Source organism: Halopseudomonas pelagia (assembly GCF_009497895.1).
Classification (GTDB): Bacteria; Pseudomonadota; Gammaproteobacteria; order Pseudomonadales; family Pseudomonadaceae; genus Halopseudomonas; species Halopseudomonas pelagia_A.
In genome coordinates this window covers 1711140-1725532 of the sequence record NZ_CP033116.1, presented here as the reverse complement: position 1 = coordinate 1725532, position 14393 = coordinate 1711140, and the positions used below count along the sequence as shown (strand labels likewise).

General features: G+C 55.3%; 15 protein-coding genes. 2 read left to right on the top strand and 13 right to left on the bottom strand.

The annotated features are described in order from the left end of the window. Positions 1-4: 4 nt before the first annotated feature. From flgL to EAO82_RS08145, 13 genes are all read right to left on the bottom strand, one after another. Positions 5-1354, bottom strand: coding sequence for a flagellar hook-associated protein FlgL (gene flgL / locus EAO82_RS08205; RefSeq protein WP_096346120.1), 1350 nt, complete (start codon positions 1352-1354; stop codon positions 5-7). A gap of 13 nt (positions 1355-1367) precedes the next feature. Beyond that, entirely contained in the window at positions 1368-3428 is a 2061-nt protein-coding gene (flgK, locus tag EAO82_RS08200; protein WP_096346121.1) for a flagellar hook-associated protein FlgK, read from the bottom strand. A gap of 2 nt (positions 3429-3430) precedes the next feature. After that, positions 3431-4648, bottom strand: coding sequence for a flagellar assembly peptidoglycan hydrolase FlgJ (gene flgJ, locus EAO82_RS08195; RefSeq protein ID WP_096346122.1), 1218 nt, complete (start codon positions 4646-4648; stop codon positions 3431-3433). Positions 4649-4662: 14 nt separating this feature from the next. After that, positions 4663-5763: a flagellar basal body P-ring protein FlgI gene (locus tag EAO82_RS08190; protein WP_096346123.1), complete on the bottom strand. Its 1101-nt coding sequence runs from the start codon at positions 5761-5763 to the stop codon at positions 4663-4665. A gap of 11 nt (positions 5764-5774) precedes the next feature. Continuing rightward, complete coding sequence (gene flgH, locus EAO82_RS08185) at positions 5775-6452, bottom strand: flagellar basal body L-ring protein FlgH (protein ID WP_096346124.1); 678 nt, start codon at positions 6450-6452, stop codon at positions 5775-5777. Positions 6453-6467: 15 nt separating this feature from the next. Then, on the bottom strand, positions 6468-7253 hold the full coding sequence (gene flgG, locus EAO82_RS08180; protein WP_096346125.1) for a flagellar basal-body rod protein FlgG: 786 nt from the start codon (positions 7251-7253) through the stop codon (positions 6468-6470). Positions 7254-7308: 55 nt separating this feature from the next. Further along, a complete protein-coding gene (gene flgF, locus EAO82_RS08175) occupies positions 7309-8049 on the bottom strand; it encodes a flagellar basal-body rod protein FlgF (protein ID WP_096346126.1) in 741 nt (246 codons plus the stop codon). 203 nt (positions 8050-8252) lie between these two features. Next, positions 8253-9698, bottom strand: a complete 1446-nt coding sequence (locus EAO82_RS08170) for a flagellar hook protein FlgE (RefSeq protein WP_096346127.1) — start codon at positions 9696-9698, stop codon at positions 8253-8255. Between the two features lie 34 nt (positions 9699-9732). After that, positions 9733-10419, bottom strand: coding sequence for a flagellar hook assembly protein FlgD (gene flgD / locus EAO82_RS08165; RefSeq protein WP_096346128.1), 687 nt, complete (start codon positions 10417-10419; stop codon positions 9733-9735). Positions 10420-10435: 16 nt separating this feature from the next. Continuing rightward, positions 10436-10888 carry a flagellar basal body rod protein FlgC gene (gene flgC, locus EAO82_RS08160; protein ID WP_096346129.1) on the bottom strand — a complete coding sequence of 151 codons (453 nt, stop codon included), beginning with the start codon at positions 10886-10888 and terminating at the stop codon, positions 10436-10438. A gap of 3 nt (positions 10889-10891) precedes the next feature. Then, positions 10892-11296, bottom strand: a complete 405-nt coding sequence (flgB, locus tag EAO82_RS08155; protein ID WP_096346130.1) for a flagellar basal body rod protein FlgB — start codon at positions 11294-11296, stop codon at positions 10892-10894. A gap of 250 nt (positions 11297-11546) precedes the next feature. Then, positions 11547-12374, bottom strand: coding sequence for a CheR family methyltransferase (locus EAO82_RS08150; protein WP_096346131.1), 828 nt, complete (start codon positions 12372-12374; stop codon positions 11547-11549). 60 nt (positions 12375-12434) lie between these two features. Continuing rightward, a complete protein-coding gene (locus tag EAO82_RS08145; RefSeq protein WP_096346132.1) occupies positions 12435-13364 on the bottom strand; it encodes a chemotaxis protein CheV in 930 nt (309 codons plus the stop codon). 117 nt (positions 13365-13481) lie between these two features. On the opposite strand from EAO82_RS08145, the gene flgA reads away from it, so the two are divergent. Beyond that, positions 13482-14192, top strand: a complete 711-nt coding sequence (gene flgA, locus EAO82_RS08140; protein ID WP_096346133.1) for a flagellar basal body P-ring formation chaperone FlgA — start codon at positions 13482-13484, stop codon at positions 14190-14192. 31 nt (positions 14193-14223) lie between these two features. After that, the gene (locus EAO82_RS08135; RefSeq protein WP_153274275.1) at positions 14224-14388 is read left to right on the top strand and encodes a hypothetical protein; all 165 of its coding nucleotides are present in this window, start codon (positions 14224-14226) and stop codon (positions 14386-14388) included. The last annotated feature ends 5 nt before the right edge of the window (positions 14389-14393 follow it).

Here is a 14393-nt window from a genome sequence, read left to right as displayed (position 1 = left end):
CGGCTCAAAGGAGGTTAAACAGGCTGAGACCACTGACCTTGACGAAGCTCTGCTGCGCCGCCTGCAGTACCACCGTTTCGAAGCTGAGACGACTCAGCGCCTCGGCATAATCGAGTTCGGCGAGCTCCGCCGTCATCCCTTGGTTAATAAGCTTGACCTCGGAATTTTCATCTTGCGTTGACTCAATCACATTAAGTCGAGCGCCAATGCTGGTCTGCACGCTGAGCACTTGGTTCATGCCGTTATCCAGGTTCTGTACGGCAATAGCCAACTGGTCACGCCGGTCCAGCTTGCCCTCTCTGCTATCGTCTGTAGTTTCCAGGGCATTTCGTAGCTCGGCCACGGTCTGGAGGATGCTGCGTTTTTCTTGGACTAACTCCCCGCCGTCAGCTGCTCCACGGGTGATTTGAAACTGGTCACCTTCAGTCAACTCGCCATCAAGCGTAACCACTACTCCGCCAAAGCGTATTTGATAACTCTGATCATCGTTGGCAACTATGGTCCCACTGGCCAATGGCGTTCGTCCCACAGGTGGATTCTCGGGATCCAGGGGAACAACAGAGGGTCCGTCGAAAATCGTATACTCGCCATCTTCGCCGATCTCTATGGACACGCTATCGGATTGATAAAATATCCCTTCTTTTGACTCGGGGAGATTGGCTGGATCAGGGGGGATGGTGGTAGCTGAGCTGTCGTATTTGGCCTTGTCCTCTACCACACCTAACGAAATACGCACTTTATTGGGATTATTAGGGGCCACGGAATACTCTTGCGTAACCACCCGATTCACATTTAAGACATCTTCGAAAAGTTTTTTCCCGTTATCATTTATTGCAACCTGCTTAGAACCGGCAATATCAATCGAGCGCTGCCCCTCGTCACCTACATAGGTGTAACCGCCGTCCGGTCCTTTTACAAAGGGCTGGGTCTGGCTCTGAAAACCGCCAAACAGATATTCACCACGGGCATTCTGACTATTGAACAACCCCAACAACTCTTCCTCGCGTTCCACAAGCTCCTGCCCCAACGCTTCGCGAGCATCTTGATCAAGCGCGCCATTACCCGCCTGCAGCGCGATCTCTCGCACCCGCTGCAAAACGTTGTTGATCGAGTTGATGGTCGCCTCTTCCTGAGTCAGGCTATTTGTCGCTGCTTTCAGATTGGCATCGTACTGATCCAGCTTATTGGCCTGCTGCCCCAACTGCAGCAGTCGCACACTGGCGACAGGGTCATCCGCAGGCGAAAGTATGCGCTTGCCGGAGCTGACCTGCTCTTGCGTACGGGTAACCTTGGAGTAGTTATCCTGCACGCCCTGAACGCCGATATTGAAAGCCTGAATCGTCGAGATACGCATGGCCGTTTACCTGTCAGCGAATACTGTTTATGAGTGTATCGAATACCGAGCGTGCAATCTGAATTACCTGAGCCGACGCATTGTAATACTGTTCAAACTTGATCAGGTTGGCCGCCTCTTCGTCCAGGTTTACCGCCGAAACCGAATCGCGATTGTTCTGGGTCTGTTTGAGTACCGCGCCGCTGGCTTCACTGTCTGAACGGGCTTGGGCAGTATGGGTAGCGACCTGTTGCACCAGTTCACCATAGCCGTCGGAAAACGAATACCCAACAGCCTCGTCTGCCTTCCCTAATACGGCGTCCGTTTGCAAGTCGGATAGAATCAATGCATTGCGGTTATCAGACTTGCCTTCATTGAAGTCGACTGTAAAGACATCGCCCTCGAGGGGCTTACCTGTCATCTCCATGCTAAAACTGTATGTATAGACGGGATCTCCAGGGTTAACTGTCCGATTGACGCTCCAGCTCAGTTTATTGTTACTTACGACTGGCGCTGGCGAAAACTCGCCACCAGCGCTGGTAAACACTGGCTGTAAGGTATTTGGATTACCGGGGTCTGGAACATACGTTATGGTGATCGGCATAAACGCGGCCATATCCGCAGGCACCAAAGGCTCAGGCCCGGCCGTCAAAACGGGCTGACTAACCTTGGCATTGCCTCGATTATTCAGGCTGGCGTCTGCCACTGCGGGCGCGGCAAAACCCAGTTCCTGTGGCTGATTCATAACCGCCTCCATCGCACCTGCTCCGCTGCGAGTCGGCGTCAGCAGGAATCGGTCACCGTTTCCAGGTTTAATATCAGGGTCACTTAAAACTATGCTAAACCCGTCTACTACTGGTGGCGGTACAGACGGATCCGGCGGGTTTTCAGGTAGCGATAGAGACTCGAAAATTTTATTATCAGATAAGCGACGCACACTAAATTCAGTACCGCTACTAAACACCACTTCGTAATCGGAGGTGGTCAACTGAGACGTGTCGGTAATGTCGATATCGAGTTTTGCTTGAACAAGCTTATCTGGGTCCACGGGATCTAGAACTGAGCTATTGGTGGGCCGCCCTGTACTGCGCGATTCGACCTGTGCATCGCTATTGATATCCTGGAACAGCAGTCCGCCCGCCTTCCCGTTCAGATCAAGACCCTTGGCCAACTGATCATTTACCTCACTGGCAATCGAAAGCGCCAATCGCCCCACCGAATTCATCGCCTGATCCAGCACATCGCGCCGATAGCGCACCAGGCCGCCCAGCTCTCCACCACTGACCAGGCTGGTAATTTCCTGCTTGCTGCCACCACTAACCAGAAACAGTTCAGTGCGTTCAGGATCAGTGCCACCCGCCTCTGCTGTGAGCGAGGAGGCGTCTTTTCCGACAACCAACGGTTGGCCAGAGCCGATAAAGACATTGATGCTGTTGTTATCCTGTTTGACCACCGTAACGCCGATCATCTCGCTGAGTTGGCGAACAGCCTCATCCCGAGCATCAAGCAGATCGTTGGGTTGCGCGCCGTTGGCCGCCGCTTTTTCAATAGCGTCGTTATAGCCCGCAATCGACGTAGACAAGCGGCTCACCTGATTGGCCAGCGTACCCATCTGCTCGCCGATAAACTTGGTCTGGGTAGAAAGCCGCTCGTGCACGGTATTAAAGCGTGACGCCAAGCCCTCGGCTTCCGAGAGGAACAATTGGCGCCCCGCCAGACTGGCGGGGTCTTCGATTGAGGTCTGCAGCGCGTCAAAAAAATTCTGCAGGCCGGGGGTGATCCCAGTCGCAGTACTCGAGAGCAGCGTATTGATCTCTTCCATCTGCGTCTGAAACGCGGTCACTTCGGAATTAATCGACGTACTGGTACGCACCTGACTGGTCAAGAATTCGTTATAGATCCGGTTGACGTCTGTGATATTGGTGCCATTGCCAATATAACCTACACCGCTGAACGACGGCTCGCGGGCAGACTGAACAGCCGTCTGGCGGCTGTAGCCGGGAGTATTGACGTTGGTAATGTTCTGCCCTGTGACCGACAGATTTGTCTGGCTGGCGCGCAGACCACTAAGCCCGATGTTGAACAGATCAGCCATGCTTAGACCCTGCCCTGACTAGTAAGATTATCAGCCAGGTCGGCCACCGGGTTACCTGCCGCCTCATTGCCAAGGAGCGCTAAGTCGCCCGCCGAAGCAGCCGCTGACGAAGTATCTGCCACCTGCTGCTGACTGATCAGCTTGCGGGCGATCTGCGACACTTTATTGGCATATTGCGGGTCTGTGGCATAACCGGCCTGTTGCAACTCGCGGAAGAAGCTGTCCGGGTTCGCTGTGGTGGTCAGTGCCTGCTGGTAACGGCCGTTGTCGTGCAGAAAATCGACATAATCATCGAAGCTCTGCTCGAAGGAGGCGTAACTACGGAAATCAGCGCGCTCCTGAGCCTTCACCCCATTGCGATATTCGTGGGTCACTACATTGGCCGACTCACCCTGCCAGCCCCCGTGGGACTTGATACCAAAAAGGTTGTGGCTGGTACTGCCATCTGCCTGCTTGATGATGGACTTGCCCCAACCGGTTTCCAATGCGGCCTGGGCGACCAGATAATGTGGATCAACACCCAGACGCTCTGCGGCCTTCTCCGCCATTGGCAGCATGGTGCTGACAAATTCCGCCGGGCTGTTGAAGCGCGACGGGCCTACTGACGCAGAATTACTCACGGCAGCATACTGACGCACTTCTGCGGTCGCAGGATGTTGCCGTGCGCTGGACTGCAGGCCGCGAAGTGGTTGCCAGGTATCAGCAACTTCAGATTTGCCACTCGCAGCAGCGCTGGCCACCTGAGCGCTCAGCTGAGCTGCCTGCATGCCACTATGCCCCAATGAAAAGGCCAGGCGCCGGCGCGCCAGCAGCGCTGAATGATCGGCGCCAGCGGAAGCGGGCGCCGCAGCACGTGCGTCCGAAGCGGGAGAGGCCGCCGGCGCCCGGTCCAAGGTGGTCGCAGCTGGTGCAGCGCCAGTCTGTGGGGAGAGCTGACGCATCATCACGTCGGCCAGGCCGACCCCTTGCTTTTCCGCCAGGTGAACCGACATCTGATTGTCATGCATGTCCTGATAGAAGCGGGTCTGCGGCGTGTTCAACGGATTGCCTTCGGCAAATACCGCATTCGCATCACGCATGCTCTTGATCATCATGTTCATGAACAGCGATTCGAACTGCTCGGCAACACGTTTGATGTTGTCCGGGCTGTTGGCTTTTGAGCCGACCTTCATCTCGTTCATCGAGTTGAGGTCGGTATAGCTGACGCTGTTCGGGCTCATGATCGGTTCCTCGCTCAGATCACAACCAGGTCGGCATTCAACGCACCGGCCTGTTTCAATGCTTCAAGAATCGCCATCAGATCGCCGGGCGCAGCACCCACCTGGTTGACCGCACGCACGATCTCATCCAGCGACACACCTGGATTGAAAACGAACATCCGGCTGTCACCTTCTTCAATATTGATCTGTGAGCTGGGCGTAATAGTGGTCACACCGTCGGTAAAGGGTGCGTTGGGCTGATTGACCTGAATATTTTCGGAAATAGTCACCGTCAGGCCGCCGTGGGTTACCGCCGCAGGCTGGACGCGTACATCCTGACCAATCACGATGGTGCCGGTACGCGAGTTGATGATCACCTTAGCGGCAGCGTTGCCCTGCTCGATCTGCAGGTTCTCGACCATCGACATGTAATCAACCCGCTGGTTGGGGTCCAGCGGCGCGCGCACGCTGATCGAACCGCCATCCTGAGCCTGCGCCACATCCGGGCCGAAGGTGTTGTTGATCTGGTCCACTACTCGCTTGGCGGTAGTGAAATCCGGACGGTTCAGGTTGAATACCAGATGGCTGCCGGTAGCAAACGGGCTCTCTACTGCCCGCTCGACCGTAGCGCCACCAGGAATGCGCCCGACACTCGGCACATTGACGGTGATTCGTGAGCCGTCGGCACCTTCAGCACCAAAGCCACCGACTACCAGGTTGCCTTGGGCAATCGCGTAAATTTCACCATCGATACCTTTAAGGGGGGTCATCAACAGACTACCGCCGCGCAGGCTTTTCGAGTTACCAATTGAGGAGACGGTAATGTCGATGTTCTGACCCGGCCGGGCAAAGGGCGGCAGATCAGCATGAATAGCGACCGCTGCCACGTTGCGCATCTGGATACGCGTACCTGGCGGCACGGTGATACCGAACTGGGTCAACATGTTGTTAAAGGTTTGTACGGTAAAAGGCGTCTGGCTGGTCTGGTCACCCGAGCCATCCAGGCCGACGACCAGGCCGTAGCCGATCAATTGGTTGGTCCGCACGCCGGCAATACTGGCGATGTCCTTTAACCGCTCGGCCTGGGCCAGGGGGCTGATGAGCAGAACGCACAGGCATAACAGCAAGCTTCGCATGCTCATAACTCCTAGAAGGGCCAAAGGGGGCTAAGAAAGAACTGACTCAACCAGCCAGGTTGACTGGCGTTGGCGAAGGCGCCAGTACCCGAATAAGCGATGCGTGCATCGGCTACACGGGTTGATGGAACGGTGTTATCGGTAGCCACGTCGTCGCTGCGTACCAGGCCGGAAATACGGATCAGTTCATTACCATTATTCAGCGTAATCCACTTCTCGCCGCGAACGCGCAAGATGCCATTGGGCAATACTTCGGCCACGGTCACAGTGATCGAACCAGTCAGACTATTAGTCTGGTTGGCTTCAGAGTCACCAGCGAAACTGCGCTCTCCACCCATGTCGACGCCCAGACTCAAGCCCTTGGCACCGACGACATTACCGAACAGGGTCGGGTTGGCAATCTGCGTAGAGCTGTTCTTGCTGATCTCATTGTCGGCACTTTTGCTTGCGGCCATGCGCTCCTGCAACGTGATGGTAATGATGTCACCTACCCGGTGAGCCTTGCGGTCATCGAACAGGTTCTGGTTAAAGCCGGCCTGGTAGATAGCACCATTATTCAATGCCTGCGGAATTGGCGTGCGCGGCAACACCGGCGCGTAAGCCGGGTCATCAGGACGCGGGGGCACCTGAACGCACGCGGTCAACAACGCCAGAACGCAAAGCAGCACAGAGCAACGCAGCGTTTTCATTTCACATCACTCCGGTCAGAGGTTCTGACTGATGTATTGCAGCATTTGATCTGCAGTGGAAATAACCTTGGAATTCATCTCGTAGGCGCGCTGGGTGGTGATCATATTGACCAGCTCTTCCACCACGCTGACGTTGGAATTCTCCAGCGTGTTCTGCAGCACCGTACCCAGGCCGTTCTGACCCGGATTGCCGGCCTGCGGCGCGCCGCTGGCGGCGGTTTCCAGGAACAGGTTGTTACCGATCGACTGCAACCCGGCCGGATTTATGAAATCGGCGGTCTGAACGATACCCAACTGCTGCGGTGCAGGATCGCCGAATACCGCGACGCTGACGGTCCCGTCCTCGCCCACGGTGAAGGTCTGGGTGTCTTCCGGCAGCACAATGCCAGGCTCCAACGGGAAGCCGCTGGAGGTCACGATCTGACCATCAGAATCCAGATGAAAGCTACCGTCACGGGTATAGCCGATATTGCCGTCGGGCATCAGAATCTGGAAAAAGCCGCGTCCGTTTACCGCCAGATCCAGTGGCTGTTCGGTCGTTTGCAGCGAACCCTGGGTAAAGATCTTCTGCGTGCCGGCCACGCGCACACCGGTACCTAATTGCAAGCCTGAAGGCAGCTGGGTGTCCTGGGTGCTCTGGGCACCCGGCTGGCGTTTGATCTGATACAACAGATCCTCAAACTCTGGCCGATCGCGCTTGAAACCTGTGGTCGCCACGTTGGCCAGGTTGTTGGAAATGGTCGTGAGCATGGTGTCCTGGGCGGACAACCCGGTCTTGCTGACCCAAAGTGCTGCGTGCATGGTGTATCTCCTTGCGTGTCAGTTCACTGACGCGCCTGATCAGGACTAACTAGCGTTAGCTCATCTGCAAAAGTCGGTTGGTCGTGCTGCTGTTCTCTTCGGCGGTGCGCATCATCTTGATGTGCAGCTCGAATTGCCGGGCCAGTGACAACATCGCGGTCATTTCCTCGACCGCATTGACGTTGCTGCTTTCCAGAAAGCCAGTGGCGACGCGTACCGCGCCGTCGGCGGGTTGTTCAAGAGCGCCTTCGACGCGCATCAGGCCGTCCTCGCCCTTACGCAATGCTGCGGGATCCGGATTGACCAGCTTGATCCGGTCCACATCCGCCAGCACATTCGGCGCTTCGCCCAGGGCGCGGATGGTGATGGTGCCGTCCTGACCAATTTCGACCTTGTCTGCCGGCGGCAAAGCGATGGGGCCGGCGTTGCCGAGCACCGGCAAGCCACTGGAAGTGCGAAGCAAACCGAAGGCGTCAATATTCAGACTACCTGCACGGGTATAAGCCTCAGTGCCGTCCGGCGCCTGAACCGCAATCCAGCCATCCCCTTCAACCGCCAGATCCATATCCCGGCCAGTCTCCTGCAAGGTACCCGAAGACATGTCTGTACCCGGCCGTTCAGTCATGGCGTAGGCGCGGGTGGGCAGGCTTTCACCGTATACCGGCATCGACCGGGCTTGTTCAAAGTCGCGCCGGAAGCCTGTGGTGCTGACGTTGGCCAGATTATTGGCGTGAGCGCGTTGCGCCAGCATGTTCTGGCTGGCTCCGCTCATGGAAATGAATAAGGATTTGTCCACGCTCTACTCCCGTTCTGCCAAGCATTTGCCGCTTTTGGCGTTGTCAAAGGGAATAATGCACACTTCATGCCATGTACGTATGAACAGAATTAAGCGTTCTATATCAACGGGTTGAAATTTTTCCAAGAAAAAAGCGGCAAGACCGGCAAGCTTTCGCCTGCTGTCTTGCCGCCTTTATCTGCTCCGACAGACTTCGGTGACGATTACCGCAGATTGATAATGGTCTGGGTTACCGCATCTTCGGTCTGAATGGTCTTGGCGTTAGCCTGATAGTTACGCTGAGCAATAATCAGGTTAATCAGTTGCTCAGACAGATCCACATTGGACTGCTCCAACGCGCCCGATTGGATGGCGCCCAAAGTACCTGATTGCGGCGCGCCTACAACCGGCTCACCGGAGGCGGAAGATTGCGCCCAAGCCGTGTCACCAAGCGGAGTCAGACCCTGCTGGTTAGCAAAATTGGCGAGTACTACTTGACCCTGAGTCCGAGTCTGGCCATTGGTATAACGCGCAACCAGAAGACCTTCTTCGTCGATAGACAGCCCTGCCAATTCACCTGTGGTAAAGCCGTCCTGCGAGACTGCGGTGACTGCGAAGCTTGATGCAAACTGCGTGGTACCGGTGAGATTGATATCAAACTCGACGCCTGTATCTGCGCCAGTCGGCTGGCCGGTACTATCCACCGGATTCCAACCTTGGATAGCCTTACCAGGCGTACCAAGAGGCTGCGGAGTTTCCAATCGACCATTTTCATCAAAACTCAATTCAACAGGCTGTGGATCAAAAAGGGTTTTGTCAGGGCTTGGCAGGTTGTTAGTCGCCACATCACGACCGTCAATCAGAGTATACATGTCCCAATTATTACCACCGGTCTTTACAAAATATTTGGTCAGCGTATGCGGATTACCCAAGCTATCAAACACATTGACAGACGTGGAGCTGTTGTAGGTTGACGAGTCAGTAGGATCGAAGGTCGCCCGTCCGGCCGCTAGACGACCTGCGGTGTCTGCAATTATAGCGATTTCTGCGTCGGGGAGTGGAACCGGTAACGCCGAATTGGCCAAAATGGTTTCATCATACGCATCTTGGTACACCGGGTCGCCGCTGGAAGCATTATCGTAACTCTGCGCCCACTGAGCTGGACGTACATTGGAAGAGTTCAGATTGATGGTCGAATCAATTTCAGACGTCGCTCGCGGATCAGCCGAGCGAGTATCTACTCGCAAATCGGTCTGCACTCCTTGGTTTATCTGCCCAGAAGCGGCATTCACGCCAAACCCCTGCAACCGAGCTCCGCTGTTATTAGTGAGGAAACCTTCACGATCAGTACCGAAGTATCCAGCTCTGGTATAGCTCAGCGCACCCTCGTCGCTGGTAACAAAGAAGCCATTACCGTTGATAGCCAAATCAAGACTGTTTTCGGTATAGTTGATGTTGCCTTGAGTAAACTGCTGCGCCACATTATTCAGTAGCACACCGCTACCAACGGCATTACGGCCAGTGCCAAGAATCGATGCCGCATACACATCGCCAAACTCGGCCCGCGAACCTTTGAAACCAACCGTGCCTGCGTTGGCAATATTGTTACCAGTGATATTCAGATCGGATGACGCCGCCCGGATACCACTCAAACCTGTATTAAAAGACATGGTAATGCTCCTTGCCGATTCGGTTGGACGGCTGTTACTGACTGATTGAATACACGTCGGATAAATTAATGCTGCCAAGGCCGGCAACGTTCAGGGTCATCTGCCCACCAGCGCCATTGCCAAGAGAAACGCTGTCAACATTGGCCGGCAACAACGTCGCCAGTTGCTTGTTCTCACCATCGATACTGGCCTGAGCTTCAAACTTGTAACGCCCGGGCGGCATGATATTGCCGCTAGCGTCAGTACCGTCCCAGATAAAGTCGTGCATACCCGTATCCTGAGCGCCGAGATTGATGCGCGTCACCAGGCTGCCCTCATCATCGAGTACGTTGACGTAGACATTCGTGCTGGGCTCGGGCAAAGCCAACTGGCCCTTGACGCCCTCGGCGGTATCAACCATTGCCTTGTCGGTGGGCACGATGACCTTGCGCCCTACCAATGAGGAGGCTTGCAGGGCTTGAGACGACTGATAGCCGCTGAGCAGAGATTCCATTGAGGTATTGAGCGTTTCAATACCCTCCACCGTGCTGAATTGCGCCAGTTGGGCAATGAACTCGCCGTTTTCCTGGGGCGCCAGCGGATCCTGGTTATTGAGCTGCGTGACCAGCAGCGTAAGGAACTGGTCCTTGCCCATCTCGTCACCCTGGACCTCACGACTGTCGTCCCGGCCGTACTGATCCAGCACGCTGGCGCCGGTACCGATTGAATTGGCAATACTCATGGTCGGATAGCTCCTGTTACTGACCCAGGGTGAGAACGCGCTGCAACATGGTCTTGGCTGCATTCATGATTTCGACGTTAGTCTGGTAGGCACGTGATGCGGACATCATGTTGGCCATTTCCTCAACTACGTTGACGTTCGGGTAATACACATAACCTTCTTCATTGGCCATCGGGTGATCTGGCTCGTAACGCGCTTGAAGCTCGGCATCGGACTGCACAATGCCGCGCACTTCCACGCCCTGCCCCGCCTGATCATCGCCGGCAAACAGTGACTGACCCATGCCTTGGCTCATGCCCGACTGAGCATTGAACACCGTGGAAAATACCGGCTGCCGCGCGCGGTAGGTTTCACCATCGCTGCTGGACACTGTCTCGGCGTTGGCGATGTTGCTGGCTACCGTATTGAGTCGCACAGACTGGGCGCTCATGCCGGATCCGGCAATATTGAATACGTCACTTAGAGACATGGTTTACTCTCCACGCAGGGCGGTCATCAGCCCTGAAAACTTGCTGTTGAGAAAGGTAAAGCTGGCCTGCAGCCGAATCGCGTTATCCGCATATTGCGCCTGCTCTGCCTGGCTATCGACGGTATTGCCATCGACCGCTGGTTGTAGCGGCGTGCGAAAACGCAAGCCGGCAGCCTGATCGATCAGACTTTCGGCATTCATGTGCTGGGAGTGGGTCTGAGTCGCATTGAAAGAGCGACCCTCGCCGCTCTGCTCAGCCTGTAACACGGCGGCAAAATCCAGATCGCGGGCTTTGAAATTGGGCGTATCGGCGTTGGCAATATTGTTTGCCAGTACCGCTGCTCGCTGGCCGCGAAACAGCAGTGACTGCTCATGTATTCCCAAAGCTTTATCGAAATTGATACTCATACCGGCATTCCTCAGGATGGCAACAAATAGCCACACAGTGTTCTTGCCAATAGACATAGCAAGTGCCGTGCCAATATAAAATCATGTTTAATTTCAGATAGTTGGGAATTTGAGACCGGCAGCGCGGCAAAGAATGACCGCCCAACGGCAAATGCTCGAGGCTAGGCAGAGGAGGCCGTCGCCAACTCCGCCCAGGCAGGTCAAACCTGCCTGGCACGATAAGAGGAAGGGATTAATCTAAACTGGAGACTTATTTGGCTTGGTAAACGATGCCGGGACTACACTGGACCATCTGATAGAGTTCAGGCAGGCCATTGAGCGCCTCGGAGGCGCCAAGCATCAAATAACCACCCGGTTTCAAGGTCGCATGGATACGTTTGAGAATATCTTTCTTCAGGTCAGCGGAAAAATAGATCAACACGTTGCGGCAGAAGACGATATCGAACTTGCCTAGCATCGCGTAGCTATCAAGTAGATTCAACGCTCGGAATTCCACCCGATTGCGGATCGGCTGCTTGACCGTCCAGCGACCCGGGATCCACTGATCGAAATAACGCGCCAGCCGGTCAGCCGATAGACCGCGCGCAACCGACAGGCTGTCATACTCAGCCGACTTGGCAGCGGTAAGAATAGCCCCCGACAGATCGGTAGCCACGATCTGCGCCCCACCGCGTAACTGACCCAGGTTGGCCCGATCAAACTCGTCGATACTCATGCTCAACGAATAAGGCTCCTGCCCCGAGGAGCAGGCTGCCGACCACATACGCAGCCGTTGTCCGGGGTTCTCCTTGATAAACTCTGGAATCAGCCGATTTTTAAGCACATCAAATGGGTAGACATCGCGAAACCACAGCGTTTCATTAGTGGTCATTGCGTCAACCACCGCTTCGCGCAACCCGGCTCTGGGTTGGGTCTGAATACGCGTAACAAGCTCACCCAGGCTTTTTATCTGGTGCTGCTCCAACAACCGATTAAGGCGGCTGGCGACCAGATACTGCTTGTTGTCTCCGAGCACAATGCCACAGGCTTTTTCCAGAAATTCGCGGAAAACCTGGAAATCCTTGTTCGCTGATGTCACACAGCCCGTCCCATTCTCAGTTGAATTACAGCATATTGAATTGCAGCATCAGTCATCAGTTTATCCGCGCAACGCATGCAGTCGATCAATCACCCGCTGGGCCAGTTCATCAGGCTTGAACTTGGCCAGGAAGTCATCAGCGCCGACTTTCTTTACCATCGCCTGGTTGAATACGCCGGACAACGAGGTGTGCAGCAATATGTGCAGACCCACCAGCCGCGGATCATTTCTTACCTCGGCCGTCAGCGTATAGCCATCCATTTCCGGCATCTCGATATCCGACACCATCATCAGCAGCTCGTCCGTCACCTTGTCGCCTTGGTCGGCCATCTCGCGAAGATAATTCAGCGCTTGCTGGCCATCATTCATGGTGATCACCTCAACGCCGACTTCCTGCAGGCAGCGTGCTACCTGCTTGCGTGCGACCGAAGAATCATCAACGATCAACACCCTGCGCGCGGTTGCCTCGGAGTGAGTCTGTTCATCAATCACGCCGGCGGTGATGGTTTCCACCGTAGGCACGACCTCGGCGAGGATTTTCTCCACGTCGATGATCTCGACCATCTGTTCATCAACGCGGGTTACCGCGGTCAGATAATGGTCCCGGCCCGTGCCGCGTGGCGGTGGATGAATATCGGACCAGTTCATATTGACGATCCGCTCCACCGAGCGCACCAGGAAACCCTGCACGCGGTAGTTGTATTCGGTAATAATGACAAACGCCGTGCTCAGATCATCCAGACCCGGGCCGCCGGTCGCCTTGTTCAGATCAATGATCGGCAAGGTGCCGCCACGAATATGGGCAACGCCCCGCACTACCGGGTTAAGCCTTGGCAGCAACGTCAGTTTCGGGCACTGAAGCACTTCTTTCACCTTGAACACATTGATGCCGTAAAGCTGATTTCCGGCAAGCCGGAACAGCAAAAGCTCAAGGCGGTTCTGGCCCACCAGCTGAGTACGCTGGTTGACCGAATCCATCACGCCTGCCATGGGCAACTCCTTATCGATAGCGGGTTATGCGGCACGTATCTTGCTGCATGGTTACCGTAACTCACGTAACGGCGTTTTATTGACATACGCCAACCCTTTGTCATCAAGGTTCATTGTATGCGTTTTCTAACAGGGTGCGCGGCATTGCCGATATTTTTTTGCGCTGGCCTTTCAGCTAATCCGCTGATAGACCAGCTTATCGGCGCGACCACGACTTTTCTTGAGCAGGAAGTTGAAGCCCACTTGGATCGCAGTGCGCGGGAAGCGCGTTATGACGTTCAAGTTAACCGTCTCGACCCGCGCCTGCGCCTGCCGCTGTGCCCAGAGAATGCCCTGTCTGCCAGCCTGGAGAGTCCGGCCGAGCCGGTAGGTCGGGTTACCGTGCGCCTGAGTTGCGAGAGTGAGGTACGTTGGCGGCTATTCGTACCTGCCCAGGTCAGCCTGTTTCAAGACGTTCTCGTAGTCACCCGTCCACTTGGCCGCCACAGCCTGATCAAACCAACGGATCTGGCAATGCTTGAGCGTGATGTCGGCTTGCTCGGCAACGCTTATTTGACCGACCCTCAGCAGGTAGCTGGTATGCGTCTGCGTCGTCAGATAAATGCCGATACGGTTCTATCGCCGCAGATGCTGGAGCAGGATGAAGTCATCAAACGGGGTGACAAGGTGGTTATCAGCGCGGCCAATACCCAGGTTTCTGTACGCATGTCGGGCGAAGCAATGGAAAGCGGTAATACCGGCAGCCAAATCAACGTACGGAACATCCGCTCAGGCCGCGTGGTCCAAGCCAGAGTGATGGGGCCGGGTCAGGTTGAGGTAGCGATGTAATGCGACGAATGACATTTACTACGGATCAGGTATGATCAGCTTCTCCGGTACTTTCAAGCTTCCCGGCAAGCTTTCCGGCCGCACGCAACGCAAGCATTTTCAGCTTTGCAAAAATATGTGCGAATTCAGGTTAAATAATCCTAAAGTTCTGAAGCTGGCCGCCGTTAACGCTACTAGCAAAGCATTCAGATTCTGAGGAAA